Origin of the sequence: Pandoraea sp. NE5 (genome assembly GCF_024363545.1) — a bacterium.
Lineage (GTDB): Bacteria > Pseudomonadota > Gammaproteobacteria > Burkholderiales > Burkholderiaceae > Pandoraea > Pandoraea cepalis.
Map to the genome: position 1 here is coordinate 3,540,894 of NZ_AP025517.1, position 16,188 is coordinate 3,557,081.

Annotated in this window: 9 protein-coding genes and 1 tRNA gene; 4 read left to right on the forward strand and 6 right to left on the reverse strand. The window is 61.1% G+C overall.

The annotated features are described in order from the left end of the window. Nucleotide 1: 1 nt before the first annotated feature. Nucleotides 2-847, reverse strand: a complete 846-nt coding sequence (arsD, locus tag PanNE5_RS22965; protein WP_150564084.1) for an arsenite efflux transporter metallochaperone ArsD — start codon at nucleotides 845-847, stop codon at nucleotides 2-4. Nucleotides 848-1,350: 503 nt separating this feature from the next. Here arsD and PanNE5_RS16200 point away from each other — a divergent pair. Next, a complete protein-coding gene (locus tag PanNE5_RS16200; RefSeq protein ID WP_261938396.1) occupies nucleotides 1,351-2,535 on the forward strand; it encodes a thiolase family protein in 1,185 nt (394 codons plus the stop codon). A 44-nt stretch (nucleotides 2,536-2,579) separates the two neighbouring features. Then, the gene (locus tag PanNE5_RS16205; RefSeq protein WP_261938397.1) at nucleotides 2,580-2,996 is read left to right on the forward strand and encodes a DUF6088 family protein; all 417 of its coding nucleotides are present in this window, start codon (nucleotides 2,580-2,582) and stop codon (nucleotides 2,994-2,996) included. A 45-nt stretch (nucleotides 2,997-3,041) separates the two neighbouring features. Here PanNE5_RS16205 and PanNE5_RS16210 read toward each other — a convergent pair whose 3' ends face one another. Beyond that, nucleotides 3,042-3,317: a BrnA antitoxin family protein gene (locus PanNE5_RS16210; protein WP_410007592.1), complete on the reverse strand. Its 276-nt coding sequence runs from the start codon at nucleotides 3,315-3,317 to the stop codon at nucleotides 3,042-3,044. 52 nt (nucleotides 3,318-3,369) lie between these two features. Beyond that, the gene (locus PanNE5_RS16215; RefSeq protein WP_261938399.1) at nucleotides 3,370-3,636 is read right to left on the reverse strand and encodes a BrnT family toxin; all 267 of its coding nucleotides are present in this window, start codon (nucleotides 3,634-3,636) and stop codon (nucleotides 3,370-3,372) included. A gap of 528 nt (nucleotides 3,637-4,164) precedes the next feature. Between PanNE5_RS16215 and PanNE5_RS16220 the strand changes: the two genes are divergently transcribed. Continuing rightward, nucleotides 4,165-4,965, forward strand: coding sequence for a tyrosine-type recombinase/integrase (locus PanNE5_RS16220; RefSeq protein ID WP_261938400.1), 801 nt, complete (start codon nucleotides 4,165-4,167; stop codon nucleotides 4,963-4,965). Between the two features lie 262 nt (nucleotides 4,966-5,227). On the opposite strand, the gene PanNE5_RS16225 is transcribed toward PanNE5_RS16220, so the two are convergent. From PanNE5_RS16225 to PanNE5_RS16235, 3 genes are all read right to left on the reverse strand, one after another. Then, nucleotides 5,228-8,203 (reverse strand): TrlF family AAA-like ATPase, encoded by a 2,976-nt coding sequence (locus PanNE5_RS16225; RefSeq protein WP_261938401.1) that lies wholly within the window; start codon nucleotides 8,201-8,203, stop codon nucleotides 5,228-5,230. A 429-nt stretch (nucleotides 8,204-8,632) separates the two neighbouring features. Further along, nucleotides 8,633-13,714: a hypothetical protein gene (locus PanNE5_RS16230; protein ID WP_261938402.1), complete on the reverse strand. Its 5,082-nt coding sequence runs from the start codon at nucleotides 13,712-13,714 to the stop codon at nucleotides 8,633-8,635. Nucleotides 13,715-14,052: 338 nt separating this feature from the next. Further along, nucleotides 14,053-14,142, reverse strand: a tRNA-Ser gene (locus tag PanNE5_RS16235). Nucleotides 14,143-14,455: 313 nt separating this feature from the next. Here PanNE5_RS16235 and PanNE5_RS16240 point away from each other — a divergent pair. Continuing rightward, entirely contained in the window at nucleotides 14,456-16,180 is a 1,725-nt protein-coding gene (locus PanNE5_RS16240) for an acyl-CoA synthetase (RefSeq protein ID WP_261938403.1), read from the forward strand. Nucleotides 16,181-16,188: the final 8 nt, after the last annotated feature.

Genomic DNA, 16,188 nt, shown 5'->3' on the forward strand with positions numbered 1-16,188 from the left:
CCTAGCAGCAGCCTGAACCCGGCGTGCAGCAGTTGCCGGCCTTGATGTGCGGCTTTTCCGCCGCAGTCAGCGCAATGCCGAGTTTCTGCGCGAGTTGCTGGCGGGACGGATACATGCCCGTCGATACGATGTGGCCGTCGATCACGAGGATCGGCAGCCGTTCCATACCGGCTTCCATTTCCTTGACCACCGCCGCGTTGGCGGCGAACGCTTGCGGCGCCTGGCCGAGGTTGTAGCGGGCCACGGTGACGCCGTGCGCGTCGACCCACTTCAGGTCAGCAGCGAATTGCGCCAGCACGGGGTCCACGTCCACACCGCAAACGCCTGTCGAGCAACACATGGCGGGATCAAACACTTCGAGTTTCTTCATGGCAGGCACCTTGGAGCCATCGGGATTCAGCGGTTTCCACAAGCACGGGTGCGTCTGCGGGCAGAGATGAGTGAATTCGGGCAGAGCGCGGATCGCTTCGGGAATGTGGTTTCGCTCGATGCGAATGAACCCGCGCCGTGCAAAGAATGTGTGGGCGGATTCGTCGTTCGGAATAAGGTACAGCGCGCGCAGCGATCGCGTTTGCGCTAGCGCAATAGAAGCGTCGATAAGGCGACTACCGAGACCGGACGCGCGCAGCCGCGGGTGAACAGCGACCGAACGCAGCAGGGCTGCCATGCCGGCCTGTTCCAGTCCCGCCACCCCGACAATCCCGGCGTCGCGCACGGCGACGTGGAAGCCGTCGAGGCTTTGCGTCGTGAGGTCGCTGGCGGGTAGCCCGCAGGTGTCCAGCAACGCGCGGATGGCATCGAAGTCGGTGGCGGCTGCCGGGCGAATTTCGTCATCACGTGTGCTCATGCCGATGCTCCTCTACGGTCATTGCCGGGACATCACGGACATGTCTGTCGGAGGGTGATGCATCGCGCCCGGATCGTGTCCAGCTATCGCATCGTGCCCATAATCGCACAACTGGGGCATCGAACCCGTCGTGCAGCGCGGCGACGAGGCGCACCTTCCGCAGCGAATTTGCCCCAGTGCTTCCTGCAATAGCCCCGGGCGTCGGCGCTCGGGTTCGACAGAGCATCCAGCGCAAACGGGTTGATACGGCCGCTTGGCGCGCTGCCGGCGCCATACGTGTCTTGACATACGTCAAGAAGGCCACGACTGCCTCTGCCATCATAGAAGGCCGTCAACGCGGAAACAGAACCGCACGGGTGCCCAGGGATCCGGACAAGCCTGTAGTGTCATCTGAACCTGAAGAAAGGCGGGACGGTCCTTAACACCCTCGTACCGGGACTGCATTGGCCGGCATCATCTTCCGTATTACCTGATTCCGCGTCATTCCTTTGAGGAGCAAGGTCATGAGCAACGTTGAAGTGGTCCTATGCAGCCCTGTGCGTACGGCGATCGGCACCTACGCCGGGACACTCAAGGACGTGCCAGCGCCGACGCTTGGCGCTGCCGTTATCCGCGAAAGCCTCGGGCGCGCTGGATTGGCCGCCGACAAGGTCCATTCGCTGGTCATGGGCAATGTGATTCAGGCCGGCGTAAAAATGAATCCGGCGCGGCAGGCGGGCATCGGCGGGGGATTGCCGGTCGACGTTCCGGCGCTTACGGTCAACCGCGTCTGTGGGTCGGGAGCGCAGGCCATCGTCAGTGCGGCCACCGAAATCTGGGCTGGCATGATCGAGTGCGCGATCGCAGGTGGCATGGAAAACATGGATCGCAGCCCCTATCTGCTACCGCAAGGGCGCTGGGGTGCTCGAATGGGCGACGTGACGTTGTTCGACAGCATGCTGCTCGACGGGCTCAATGACGCCTTCAGCGGTCAGCATTCAGGCTGGCACACTGAGGATCTCGTAGCAAAGTGTGGCATCTCTCGTGAAGACCAGGACCGTTGGGCGCTGCGATCTCAACAGCGCTTCGCACAGGCTCAGGCAGCTGGACGCTTCGATGCTGAAATCGTCCCGGTGGAGGTGCCAGGTCGCAAAGGCCCAACGGTGTTCGACCGCGACGAGCACAATCGGCCGGATACCAGCGCCGAATCGCTTGCCAGGCTCAAGCCGGCCTTTCGCAAGGACGGGACGATTACCGCAGGCAACGCGCCCGGCCTGAACAGCGGCGCGGCTGCGATGGTCGTCGCCGAGCGGGGCTGGGCCGAACGCAATGGCCTGACACCAATGGCCCGGCTGGTCAGTTATGGCGTGGGAGCGGTGGAGCCGGGTTTCTTCGGCCTGGGCCCGATCCCTGCGGTGCGACAGGCTATTGCGCGCGCCGGCTGGTCTATATCGGACGTGGATCGCGTAGAAATCAACGAGGCGTTCGCGGCCATCGCACTGGCGTGTCTGCGCGAGCTGGGCTTTGCGGAAGACGTTGTAAATGTAGAGGGCGGCGCGATTGCTCATGGACATCCGATCGGTGCGAGCGGCGCTGTGCTGACTACGCGACTGTTACATCAGATGCAGCGTGGCGGCGGTCGGCGCGGGATCGTGACGCTTTGCATTGGCGGAGGACAGGGCATCGCGCTGGCACTCGAACTGCTGTGAACGCTCGTAGCCGTTGCGCGCGCAAGCCATGACTCGTTGAAGCGGTGAACCTGCGAGACAAACTGAAAACATCGCTCCGTAAGCGGAAAGCGGATGTCTTTCTGCGGGCCGACTTCGCGCAAATGGGGAGCGAGGCACAACTTAGCCGCGCGCTGCGGGAGTTGGTTGACGAGGGCACGATCGTCAAATTAGGCGTCGGGGTGTACGCCAAGGCCAAACCTAGTGTCCTGTCCGGCAAACCAATCCCCGTGCGTCCGATCGAAGTCTTGGCACCGCAGGCGCTCAAGAGGCTTGGCGTTAGGGCATACCCAAGCAGAATGGTCGCCGCTTACAACGCTGGTGACACCACTCAGTTGCCAACGAGTGCTGTCGTCAATACGGGGAATCGCCGCATCGCCCGCAAGCTGGGGTTTGGTCGGCAATTCATTCAGTATGAGAGCGATGTCGGAATCGCCAATTGAGCGTATCGGCGCATCGGTCACGGGAAAATATCTCGGCGGCGCCCATCACGCCAAATGCGGATGCTCCGCAATGAACTGCCGTAATGCCGCATCGATTCTCGTCTGCCAACCACTACCCGACGCCTTGAAGTAATCGACAACCTCCGGCGACAGCCGAATGTTGATTCGCTCCTTGGTGACCTCGGCCTTGGGTCGACCGCGAGGCTTGAGCAGTTTCTCGGCAGCTTCCTTGCCAACAATCCCCGGCAATACCTCACGAGCAGGTTGCGCCTTAGCGAAGTCCTTCTTCGTCCATTCCGGATTCTGCGAATCCTGACGCATCTGCTTCTTGATCTTGGCGTCCTCAGCCGGTGTAGGGAGGACGGTTCCGGGCTTAAGTTTCGGCATAGCGTTTCACCTCTCGCGAATTCGCCTTGCGCAAGCTGATGACGTGTATTTTTTCTGCGCGAGGCGTGAAGGCCAATGCGAAAAGCCGGTCACCGATGTACCCGAAGGCCGGGTAGCGTCTTTCGCCATAGTCGACTCGAACATCCTCTTCGATCACCGCGCTGTCCCACTCGAAGTCCTGGGCCATCGTGAACGGCAAACCCCGTTCCTGCACATTCCGGTCACTTTTCGTCGGGTCGAAACTGATATCCATGGGCATTTATTGTGCGCACAAAAATTCTCGCCCATCAACTATTTTTTGTGGCGACAATAAATAGGAAAGTTTCCCGACGGCGCGGCGCCAATTCTCTCCAGATCCTGCTCGGCAATCCGTTTTTCACCCCCAGTAAACACGCGGGCTTCCGGCTTTTCACGGCCTCCCGTTTTCGAGGCGAAGCCACCCTTAACCTCTTACCCCACAACGATTTCCCAGTGGGACTTGAAAACCAGCGAAGGGGTAACCCTTCCGTGAGTTCGAATCTCACCGCCTCCGCCAGATTTTTTCGATTTCCCCGAGAGTAGCGTCGGGACTGTCTTCTATTACTACGACGCAGGAGTCACGCCTCGCCGTGAAATTCCGCTGGGTTCGGATTTCGTGCAGGCGGTGCGGAAGTGGACGGAATTGGAGGCAGATGCCAAGCCGATTCACCGTAAGCCGATTACGTTCCGCTATGTTTCGGAGCGCTATGTTCGGAAGGTGCTACCGAACATAGCACTCAACACTCGAGAAGGGGATCGGCTGATGCTGGCAAAGCTCTACGCGTTCTTTGACGATCCGCCAGCGCCATTGGATGAGATTAAGCCGATCAACGTCCGCCAGTATCTGGATTGGCGTGTGCGAAGCAGGGTGGACGCCCTGCGCGCAGCCGGAAAGGCGATCAAAGGAACTGAGGGGCAGGTGCGGGCGAACCGGGAGAAGGCCCTGTTCTCGCATATCTGGAACAAGGCCCGAGAATGGGGCTACACAGATCAACCGAATCCATGTGCGGGCATCAAGGGTTATCGAGAGCGTCCGCGAGACGTGTACATCGAGGACGACGAATATCGCGTCATGCACGAGCACGCTCGTCAGCCATTACGCGATGCGATGGACTTGGCCTATCTGACCGGGCAACGCCCCTCCGACGTTCTCAAAATGAGTGAGCGCGATTTATCGGATGGCTGCCTGGTAATCCAACAGGGAAAAACGAAATCGAAGCTCCGTATTCGTGTCGCAGGTCGGCTTAAGGCAACCCTTGATCGGATTTCCAAGCAGAAAATTGGACATAATCCACGTAGCTTTTTCTTGGTGGTGAACGAGCGCGGTCGACGGGTTGGCCTCAAGTCGATCCAATCGATGTTTGTGGAGGCTCGTCTTGCGGCAGGGTTGCCCGATCCGAAGAAGTATCAATTCCGCGATCTGCGAGCAAAAGCGGGTACGGACAAAGCCGAGGGCGTTGGTGACATACGCGCCGCGCAGAAGCAACTCGGGCATACAAGCGTCATGACTACCGAGCGCTATATGCGGAACCGTCGGGGCGCTAAGATTGAGCCGACGCGATGATTCTTGGTTCCAACGCCTGATATCGACCCGATGCTGCCGTTCGAGTTCGCTGCACGAGGTTCGCTCTGCAGTGGGTTGCGGTCGTTCGCCCTACAGCCAAGCGCTTCGCTGCTCAGCGATTCAGCTCTGACATCCCTTGCCCGCAACGGCCGCTTCAACGCATCGCCTATCGTTCGTCGAATGTTCGGAAGAGCGCTTAACCTCCTTATGGCCTAGATGCGCTTGCCGCACCGTTGCATCGTCATTCCTCAATCCGGACGTGCTATCTCTCGAGGCGGACCCGCAAACGGCGCGCTCGTTCGCGGAATGCTTTTTCTCCCCCTTCCAGGATGTCACAAACGATTTTCCGGATTTCGGCGTCTTCCAGGCCTCCGGCGGTGTACGTGAACGACGGTAGGCCGCCGCTTCCCGACGGGCTAGCGTTGGCTACGATGATCTGATCGGCATCAGTGTTAATCACCAAGTTGGCGTTGTGTGTCACCATGATTACTTGGCGCTTTGATTTGGCCGAGATGAAGAGCGATACCAGTTCGTCAAAGACGGACTTAGGATCAAGATTCTCTTCCGGTTGATCAATGATCAACGGCCGGTCATCGGCATCGTCCAGCGCCAAGTAAAGGAGCAGGAGAACAATACCGCGGGTGCCTGGCGAGAGCTTCCGGATGTCGATGCCGTCATACAAAATTTCGTACCTGACCATGATGTGGTCCGTACTGAAAAGCCAATGAGCGAATCGCTTGGACCACTGCCGGAAAGCTTCTTGCTCGGCTGGAGCGAGCGGTGCTTGAGCGCGCAGCGCTTTGTAGTGGGCGGAGATGAACCCACTCATGGCAGTTTGCACGTCTGCGGCAGTACCTGTTTCCCAAGCAGATAGCAGTTCAGCGCGCACCGTCTTCTCCAACGCACCTCGACCATAAAAATCGCCAGCCTTGCGGCAGTCAATCAAATCGTTCTCACCGACGCTGGCCCATTGAGACACGTCGGCAATCCGCGATACCCTGAAGCTCAGCTTCTTCAGCGTCCCCTGCATGGCGCTGAGGCGTTCCATAAGTGGCGCGTACAGTTCGGTCAGGGCGTTTTGCTCCTTCACTATGGCGTCGAATAAGCGACCATATGCAGCTTCCCGCTCCTGTTGGAAGATCTTGCGCCGTTCCCCTGCCCCCTTCGCGTCGTCCAATCGCGTCTTTAGAGCCTGAAGGGCCGCCTTCTCAGTAGCGATCTTCTTGGACAACGTGGTGTACTGGTTCCGCACCACGGTGTCGGCACTGATGCGCTTTTCGAGGCGGGCCATCTCTGCCTTAAGAACGGCCAACTGAACCGTCTTCAAGTCTGCGTCCGCCTGTATCAGCGGGACGGCGGGATCCCCCTCTGGAGGGACAACACCGTTTAGCTTTGCGATCTCCTTGTCCGCCCAGGCGCGATAGTCCGTGAGTGCTCTGTCAACGTCACCTTGGTAGACCAGTAGGAAGTCATCCCATTGCTTCTGGTCGAGGCCGCTGTTTGGATGACGCGCCATGGCCTGTCGCAGCATCTCCGGCGCCTTCGATGCCCGCGTGCTTTTTACCTCGTCCTGCATTGCGGCGAACGTCCTACGCTGATTCGCTAGCGTATTAACCCGCGTAGTCAAGGCCTGCGCGGCTTCGGTGAGATCGGTGTGCCGCTGAACCTGCGCTTCAGCACCCTTGATCACGAGCTTAGACAAGTCGACCGCATAGCCGGCCAGCAGCTTTTCCTTCGCCGCGACTTGGGCTGCGAGGCTAGTGACGATGGCTTCTTTCTCTAGTTCCTCGGCAATGCGGTCAGACGTCGCCACTATAGCTTCGGCCTCTAGGCGACGTGCTTGGCGGAAGCGAGTTGTACGCTGGTCACGCAGTTCCTCAAAGCTATAAGCGCCGTCTTGGCCCTGTGCCGCATGGGCCTCAAAGATCACGCGCTCGATTTCCCGCACGAGCCCTTCAGACGCGCCTTTTGAGGAACAGAGTTCTTCGACGAACTGTTGCGACAAATATCGAGCGCGAGGAATGGCCAAGACGTCGTCGGCATTTCGACCATCGAGGTAACAGCCTGATTCATCTCCGCCGCCCCAGCCGAGCTTGACCGTCGCCTCCCCGATGAGCGGGCGCGCGCGAACCAGGAACGATGGGCTGACGTCGCCGTCGGCTGCCAATGCAGCCTCCGAGATGGCGTCACATCCGGCGGCAATAACGTCTGCCAGAGCAGTCTTTCCTGACCCGCGTGCGCCAATGATGGCAACCAAACCGGGATTCAGCGGCACAACTTTGGTCGCGGCCCAAGACGCATCAAAGATTCGTACATCCGATATCACCTGCGACGGCATTGCACCGGTCGGCGGCTCGCGCCCGACATAGGCGCGTCCGTCTGGATCAATGCAAGCCTGTTTCAGGCTGTCGAATGTCAACGCACCCTTTATCCAAGAGAACCTGTCATCCTCCGGTTTCCCGATGGAGGACAGGTCGTGAGCATCGCTCCCATGCAAGCAGGGTTTGCATCCACCATATCTGTCGTGCATTTGGTCCAAGCTCACCGCGCGCTTTCCCAGCCAGAATTCGCGCTGCGCTGGACTGCTCGCAAAGATGACGTGTGCAAATTTTTCTAGCTCTTGTCGAATCGTCTTGTCCGCAGCTTGGCGCACGCCAGATGTGCCGTCACCTTCGCCGCCAGCTATGGCGATGAGGATGTTGTTATTGGCCCAGGCACTCTCTTTGAACGCCTTGCGCAGCGAATCAAAATTGACCTTGAACTGCGTGGTTCCTTCAATCAAAGCGGATCGATCGTCCTTGATGGCACTGTCAGAAGCCTTGCCCAGGCGAATCAGGTCTGCCTTAGTACAGTCAAAGCGATCATCAAAAGCATTGAATTGGAGCCGGGAAAGAAAACGCTTGATCTCCTCAACGTGAGTAGGGTCGGTCGGATTGACCAGCAGATGCACGTTTACAAAGCCCTTCTTCGCGGCGATATCGAGGCGTAGCTCGACGTTGGGAAACAGGAACTTGACGTTGGGCAGTCGATCGGCGGCCTTTCGGCGAACGACCTCTTCATAGGTGTCCGTTGTGTAGTAGTCCGTGACCGCAAGGGCCTCTATCACTGGCGAGCAGCTTTCCAGTGCAGTCAGATAACTGTCCCATGGGTCTCCCCCGCCAAACTGATTGTTCAGTACGGTGCCAGGGCCGTGAATATGCGGCTCCCAACGATGCCATTCCGATCCCCGGCTCATCATCTGTCTTCCCCGTTTATGGTGTCGTGGACGTTGATTTTGGCTGAATGACTGCCGATGCAGGCCACAATCGCAAACCGCGCGGTCGGCAATGCACGGCGAAGCCGCCCAAAGCGGGACTACTTGCCCCTGGGTTCCGTACCTGATCGCTGGCGGGCTGGGAGAATCCGGAGTGCTAGTTTTTCGCGCTTCCTGAGTCTATGGATCGCCCGCCGAGCGTAACGGCCTCTCTCAGCCTACATCGGCCGCCCAGATTTTATCTTTTAATGACGGTTCTTGGCCGAAAACGGTCACGCGCCAGGGGCAGTTTTCGACCCGAAACGGCCACTGGGTGACCGGCTTACATGCAGCGATCCGAGCGCACGGCGTTCATCGTTTAGTCAACCCACTTCGCGTCTTTCAGCCAGTTTGTCGGCAAAGGATCGGGGAGCGTCAGACGGCCGGCGTCACGAAATCGTCCCGCATCCTGAACGCAGCGGAAGAACCGCTCTCGACAAGAACATCGAGCACATACAGAATCGCCTCGCGCAGGACTGGATCGCGCTTGAGTTCCAGCGGCCGTGCGTACACATGCCGCTGGAGAAGAACTTCGAGCATGAAGACGGTGTTGGACTCGCGCAGCATGTCGGCGGGATTTCCGCGCCTGAGCACGTTCGCGATGCGCACGAACGCTGCGGGCATGGAACGCTCGCCGATGTGGTAAAGGAAGCGCACGTAGCTGTCCAGCACGATCCAGACAGGCGGCAGCGCATCGAAGAGCGCGTCGACGTTGTGCGCGTAGCCTTCAAGGCTTCGCCAGTGAAGGACGTTGTCCTTCCACCACGAGGTCAGGAAGATCGTCGACAGCACCTCACTGCCGTGCGGATCCTCCCTGTCCAGATGCGCGAGCCACTCGGCGCCCTTGATCCGCTCAGCAAACAGGTTCCATAGGAACCAGTAATGCGGCGTATTGGGGTTGCTGTCCTCGCTGCTAGTGAACCCCTGAATGACGTTGTGGACCTCGCGCGGATGCCGGTCAACGGCCTCGAGGATCGGCTGAAGGACTTGCTCGGCATCGGCGTCTGACGCGCGCATCACAAATTGCTGAATGCGGTCGGATATGGCCTGCTCCCCGTGAAAATCCCTGTCGCGCCGGTCGGGAGAACGATCGTGCTCATGGTTCCAGCACTCCACGAGGTCTTCGCTGGCGCGCCGGTGTGCGGCCACGGCCAGAGGCTCGTTAGGAACCTGGCCTAGGATCGCGAGGACCTTCGCGTGCGCCTCGGCTCCAAATATCTCGGTGATGTCGAACCTGACGTGCGCATCTTCGGCAATTTCCCCTTCGGTCCAGAACCGCCGGCGGACGTCTTCGGCCGCGGCAGCAGAGATCGTGTCCGGCGTGCGTCGCTTGTCGTAACGCTTCTTTTCGCCGACGGTCCAATCGCGGTCGGCAAGAGCGGCCTCGGTTGCGATGGCATTGACGGCGCGAAGGGCAAGAGTGGGGTTCGCGGCCCATACTTTGTCGTTCATGCCCCAGATGGCGTACCAGCGGACCTCTTCGATCGGATGGGTTAGCGCGGCAATAAAGGCCTGGCGCACGCGCGGCGTCTGGGCTTCCGTCAGGGGCTTGGAGAGCAGCAGCGGCACGACGAAGGCACAGGGGCGATCAGCCAGCATCGAAAACCGCTGCACGCGGTCGATGGTTCCCCACTGGTCCGCGTGTCTGGAGATTTCGGAGCAGGTGACGTCGATGCACCACGCCTTCTCTTCCGGCAACATCTCGTCCCAATGATCGCGGACACAGACGGCAGCTACAAATCCCGGAGCGTTGCGGCTGTTGTCGGGATGTTCCGCAGTGCGGTCCATGCCCTTGGCACTTCCCAGCTTCTCCCGCCACCGCGCAGGGTCCGCAGAGCCGGCTTCGCGCTGGAAGATCTGGAGGCCCCACATGTAAACACCCAGACGGGCATTCATCTCGCCCATCTTCTTCGCGCTCTCGTCAATGAGTTGCTGAACTTCCGGAGCCGCGGGCTTGGGTTCGAGGCGGATGCAGTTCTTCGGCGGCCCCTCGCCGTCCGCTGCCGATGTTTCGCCCGCTGCGGGCTGATCGAGGGCCACGTCGTACTGGCGGAAGTCCATCCGGTGAAGGGCGAGCTGCCATGTGAGATCGTGCTTGTTGCGTTTGTCCGGCGCGGGCAGTGCCACGATGTAGCGGTCGATGATGGCGTGAGCCCGCGGGGCCAAAGGACCGAGTTGCAGGTTTGCGATGGCCACTTCAAGGTCGTGCTTGCGGTGCGGCAGCGCGTTCGACTTCTTCCGCTCCTCTTCGTAGATCTTGTTTTCGGCGCGGAGAGCCGGGAACAATCCCGTGAGGCTCGAAGTCTGGTGCTCGCCGGCCATGCGGCTGCGATCGATCTCGATGTAGTCCTGCACCGACAGCAACACCAGAAGGGCCTCGCCTGACCGGTGAGGATGGGCGGTCGCCACGCTTGCGACGACGGCTGCGAGCGCGGAGGAATCGCTGCGCTGGAGGATTTCGAGGAGTACCGCGTCGAGCCCCTCGGGATGGGATTCGGCGTAGTCGAGCAACCACTTCTCGAAGGCCATCAGCAGCGACTGGAGCGAATAAGGCCCGACGCTCATCCCGCGATAGAGGCCCCAGAGACGCGGGTTCACCCATTGCTTCCGAGTGGTCCCGTTGGCAAACGTGAGCTCGACTTCCCAGGCAGCTTCAAGGGGGGCATCGAGACGCGGATGCGCGTACCACTCGGCACTGTGGTTGAAGACTTGGATCAGGAAGTTGAGGCCCTTTCTCGGATGGTTCGTGAGCAGATTGATCCACGGCCCCCGGAAGGCACTGGCAGGGAAGAAATCATGGCGCAGGTGTTCCTTGATGCCGAAGCAAAGGTCAACGTCGATGGATGAGCGGCCATAGGGTTCCGCGCGTAAATATTCCTCCGTGGCGAGGAGGGTATCCAGTGCGACGGAGATCAAGAGGTCCGGCAGATCGCGCGCGGCGGGCGCACCGTCGAGGCCAGCAAGGAGGATGTCGCGGAATTCCTCGGCGACGGGATCGCGTCTGCGCCTCTCCCTGACCTGCCCGCGCAGGACGGCTTCGAAGCGCGCGGGGTTGGCCTTCGGGATCTTCGCAATCACCTTCAGAATGCGTTTGCGCGTGTCTCCGCCCCTGTAATGGTCAAACCGCGGTAGGAGCCAATGGGCAATGTCGGCAACATGGTCGGCCCCGTCGATGTCCGGTGCCCACCAACTGACGCCGCGGACGGCATCCTCGATCAATGCGAGAAGCAGCGGCGCGTCTTCCGGTCCAAAGCTGCCGATGTTGCGATGAACCAGCCCCACGACGGTTGCCCAGACCGTGCCTTCCGGCACACTCAGTATCGAGCTGTGGCCGCGAACGTCGGCAAGCCAGGCGGGCGACGTTACGCAAGCAACGCGCAGGAGGTGGATGACCCGCTTGAGGATGGCGCGGTCATTGGCGAGCAGTTCGGCCTCGTGCCGCGTCAGGAATTCGGAGGCGGACGGTGCCTTCAGCAGCGACACCAGCGTGTCGTCGCGGAACTGGGCGGGCACGTCGGCTTGCGCGATGGCCGCGCTGAACAGCCGGTCTGCTGCGGGTGCGTCGCGGTCGACCAGTTCGGCAACCCACTTCCGGTAAGAGCGGCGCACCGCAGGGTGAGGCCCTATCGCTGACGACAGAGAATTGAACGACGTCTCATCCGTGAGGTGCTGTTCCTCGATCCATTGCAGGATGGCCCAATCCTCGAGGACGTCGTGCGCCGTCGCGACGAGCAGAGCGTTGCTGTCCGGCGAAACGACGAGGGAATCTTGCTTCAGGAGGGCGATGGCCGCGGCATTGAGTCCTGTCGCAGGCACGTAATCCGAAAGCGCGCGCGCCCTGCGCACCGCCAGTTCCTGCAAGGCCTCCTCGCGCAGGCGCGGCATGCCATCGGCCAGATTGTGGTCCGCGCGCACGATCTGCCGCCAGAAGACGGCCCGGAAATCACGCTCGTTCTCCGGTAGCGGACGTCCCGCGTCCCACGGAATCTGCAATGCCTTGTCGATGAAGTACGGGTTGCGCAGGATATCGCGGAGTGCGGGGTTGGCAAGCGGCACTGCCAACGACGGAAAGGCGGCCTGGATCTCCTGCAATTCGGTGTCGTTGAGCGGCGGAACCTCGATGACGGCGTGATCAATGCCCGCGGGTCGAAGGAAGCTGGCCTGCACCTGCTCCACGGAATAGTCGCGGCAGGTCATGACGATGCCTAGGCCATCGTCACCCTGGGCGAGCGTCATGAGGTCGCTGAAGGCGTCGCGCGTTGGCTTTTCGAGCAGGCGTTCGACGCTCTCGATGACGAGCACCTTGCGGGCCTGCGCGCCGATGATGGCCTGAAGCTCGGTGGTGCGCGCCGGAATCTGGCTGTTGTGTAGCGTCTCGTCGATGTGAGCGACGGCGAATTCCTCGACCCGGAACCCGAAGGCGAAGAATTCGCGTGAGAGAAAAGACACCGCCTCCTTGCCGATGACGGATTTGCCGCTACCGGCCGGACCTGCGATCAGGACCACTTGCTTCGCGTAGATGGCCGCAAGCACCTTCTGGACGATGCCCGTGCGTCGCAGGTGGAAGGCAGGCCCGATTGTGGTGCGGATCTTCCGCAGGACGAATTCGGTGTGGTTTTTCAATGCCGTAAGTACGCGCTGCTCGTTCGCGCCTACCTCGCCGTACGCCTGGACGAGGGCGGCCGGAAGGTCGACGCGTTTCAGGCTCCGCGCGGCCGGTCCCGCCTCGCTGGCGAAGGTCAAGAGAGCGTCCCACGTTGACGTTGCGCTGGCGACGGGATCTGGGTTGGTAGCCTTGAGGGCGAGCAGCGTCTTTGTGTGCGCCTCGGTCTGGCGGGTGGAGGTGTGCAGGTCGAGGCTCAGGGTGTGCAGCACGCGCAGGAAGGACCACAGGTCTTTGGCGGTGACGGGCATTCCTTCCAGCGCGCTGACGATCTGGCAGAGCTCGTTGCACTGGTGGACCGACTTCTTCGAAATGAACCCGTCGAGAGATAGCCGCCGTTGAAACTCTTCGCCGTCGGCCGCGCCCCGCGCGCAGTCGAGCAGGCCGACGAAATTTTCGAGAAGCGTATTCGTGCCGCGCAGAGTGACGAGGACGAAGCGATCGTTCTCGGGATTGAACGGGTCGGCCTTCTTGAAGTCTTTCCAGAAATCGCCAATCGCCTTCTTGCATTCCCCGTCGGCGGCACTGATCGTGAAGCTACGCTTCACCTGGCCGACGAGCCGTGCGGCCGGTGCGCCTGCACGCGCGCAGACAATGAGGAAATCGTCGGTGTTGAAGCCGAGATGCTCGGTCTGGAAATGGACTTCGGTGACGCCTCTGTCAGTCAGGATGGGTGGAATGCTTCGCACGAGGAGGTGGGCCAGCCAGTACGCCGCGACGTGCTGCTCGAAGAACACACCCTCCCCGCCGGTGGAGATCGGACTTGAAACTCGCTTCTGGCTCAGGTCATCCATTCAATCCACCAAATGTTTCACCGTTTCGCTAGTCGGGGAAAGCCGTTCAAAGGCTAGCTTGATGATGACCTCATGCGAGCGGTTACACGGCCCGCCGGATGGGCCAGCAGATTAGTGTATCAAGAACGCTGGATGTCATTGGTTTGGTGGTGCTCCTACTGAGAGTCCGGTCTTGGCCGAAAGCTGCCACCAATTGGACCAAACCGCACTCGCCGGAGCCTTAGCCAAGCGACGCGTCACACGGTGCGATTTCCTGCTTTTGCGGAGCACCCTCAGAATTTTTGCGGAGCATCACCCACAAAAGTCAGCAACCACTACCGGGAAAACCAAGGAAAAACTGGCGGAGGCGGTGAGATTCGAACTCACGGAAGGGTTACCCCTTCGCTGGTTTTCAAGACCAGTCCATTAAACCACTCTGGCACGCCTCCGAGGCGTTGCGCACGACCGGGTGTCGTGGCAGGGGAGGTCGTCTGGTGCGACGACTTGGGATGCGTGCGGTCCGGGAGAATCGGCGTCGGAACCCCGGCGCAGACCGGTACCGCACGGCAGCCGGCATTATACCCGCTCATCCCGCCGTGTGAAGCCTTCATTCCACCCAAATCGCCTCACACCCCGCCCAAACGCTCACGCTTCCCCCGTCCCCCTCTTGTTTTGTGCCCGTCCGGCATGCATCATGCTTGAAGACGTACGGTGAACGCCCCTCGCGTTACCGTGCGAGGCCTGACATGACCGGAGACACTCATGGATGCCGACACCTCCCGCGATTCCGCCCAAGAGACGTCAAATGACGCCAGCGGCGAGCGCGCGACCGACACGCCGACGGCCAACGCCTTCACCTGGCAGATTCCGATCCTGTTCAACATCGGTGTCGACGTTTGCGACAAGTGGGCCGATGGCACCAACCGGCTCGCCCTCATCCACGAAAGCGCCGACGGCTCGCACGTGCGACTCACGTTCGATGTCCTGAAACAACTCTCGAATCAGCTCGCCAACGAATGGCGCGCCCACGGCGTCAAGGCCGGCGACCGCGTCGGCATCTTCCTGCCGCAATCGCCCGCCACCCTCGTTGCCCACGTCGCCGCCTACAAGCTCGGCGCCATCGCCGTCCCGCTCTTCACCCTCTTTGGCCCCGAGGCGCTCGCCTATCGTCTGCAAAACTCCGGCGCCGCCGTGCTCGTGACCGACCTCGCGAGCGTTGCGAAGATCGACGACATTCGCGCCGAACTGCCCGACCTGCGCCTCGTATATGTCGTCCACGACGACCTCCCCGAAGCCCATCATCACGTCGCCGACGACCAGGACTGGGGCGTCGCCGAAGATGGCCTGCTCGCGCTCTGGCCCGCCATTGCATCGCGCGACACCCATTTCGAACCCGTCCAAACCCGCGCCGACGCCCCCGCGCTGATCATCTACACCTCCGGCACCACCGGCAAACCCAAAGGCGCACTGCATGCGCACCGGGTACTGCTCGGCCACTTGCCCGGCGTCGAGACGTCGCACAACGGCTTTCCGCAAGACGGCGACCTGATCTGGACCCCTGCCGACTGGGCCTGGATCGGCGGACTGCTGGACGTTCTGCTCCCCGCGCTGCATCACGGCGTGCCCGTGCTCTCGCGACGCTTCGAGAAGTTTGATCCGGTCGCCGCGTTCGATCTGATGGCCCGCCACGGCGTGCGCAATACCTTCCTGCCGCCCACCGCGCTCAAGATGCTGCGCACCGTCCCGTCGCCGCGCGAACACTGGCCGCTGCAACTTCGTTCCGTCGCCAGCGGTGGCGAGTCACTCGGCCCCGAACTGCTGGCCTGGGGGCGCGAGCACCTCGGTGTCGATATCAATGAGTTCTACGGGCAGACGGAGTGCAATATGGTCGTCTCGTCATGCGCGGCTGAATTTCCGGCGCTGCCCGGCGCTATCGGACGCGCTGTTCGCGGGCATGACGTGACCATCGTCGACGACGACGGCACGCCGCTGCCGGTGGGCGCCGTCGGCAACATCGCGATTGCAAGACCCAACCCGGTCATGTTCCTCGGCTACTGGCATAACCCGGAAGCCACGATGGACAAGTATCGCGGCGACTTCCTGCTCACGGGGGACTCGGGATTCGTCGATGCGCAGGGCTACATCACGTTCACCGGACGCTCGGACGATGTGATCACCAGCGCCGGATACCGTATCGGCCCCGGGCCCATCGAAGACTGCTTGATCCGACATCCGTCGGTGCAGTTCGCCGCTGTCATCGGTGAGCCGGATGAACTCCGCACGGAGATCGTCAAGGCCTTCGTCGTGCTGCGCGAGGGGTATGAGCCGTCCGCCGCACTGGCCAAGGAAATTCAGGATTTCGTGAAGCACCGTCTGGCAGCCCACGAGTACCCGCGCACGGTGGTGTTCCTGCCGGAATTGCCAATGACCGTCACCGGCAAGATCATCCGCAAGGCGCTGCGCGAGATGGGCACCGTGCTGGGGTAACGCAGCGG

Bases quoted from the DNA above. Each gene is read 5' to 3' on its own strand.
- arsD (WP_150564084.1), bottom strand. From the start codon at position 847: ATGAGCACACGTGATGACGAAATTCGCCCGGCAGCCGCCACCGACTTC.
- PanNE5_RS16215 (WP_261938399.1), bottom strand. From the start codon at position 3,636: ATGGATATCAGTTTCGACCCGACGAAAAGTGACCGGAATGTGCAGGAA.
- PanNE5_RS16200 (WP_261938396.1), top strand. From the start codon at position 1,351: ATGAGCAACGTTGAAGTGGTCCTATGCAGCCCTGTGCGTACGGCGATC.
- PanNE5_RS16220 (WP_261938400.1), top strand. From the start codon at position 4,165: ATGCTGGCAAAGCTCTACGCGTTCTTTGACGATCCGCCAGCGCCATTG.
- PanNE5_RS16240 (WP_261938403.1), top strand. From the start codon at position 14,456: ATGGATGCCGACACCTCCCGCGATTCCGCCCAAGAGACGTCAAATGAC.
- PanNE5_RS16230 (WP_261938402.1), bottom strand. From the start codon at position 13,714: ATGGATGACCTGAGCCAGAAGCGAGTTTCAAGTCCGATCTCCACCGGC.
- PanNE5_RS16210 (WP_410007592.1), bottom strand. From the start codon at position 3,317: ATGCGTCAGGATTCGCAGAATCCGGAATGGACGAAGAAGGACTTCGCT.
- PanNE5_RS16225 (WP_261938401.1), bottom strand. From the start codon at position 8,203: ATGATGAGCCGGGGATCGGAATGGCATCGTTGGGAGCCGCATATTCAC.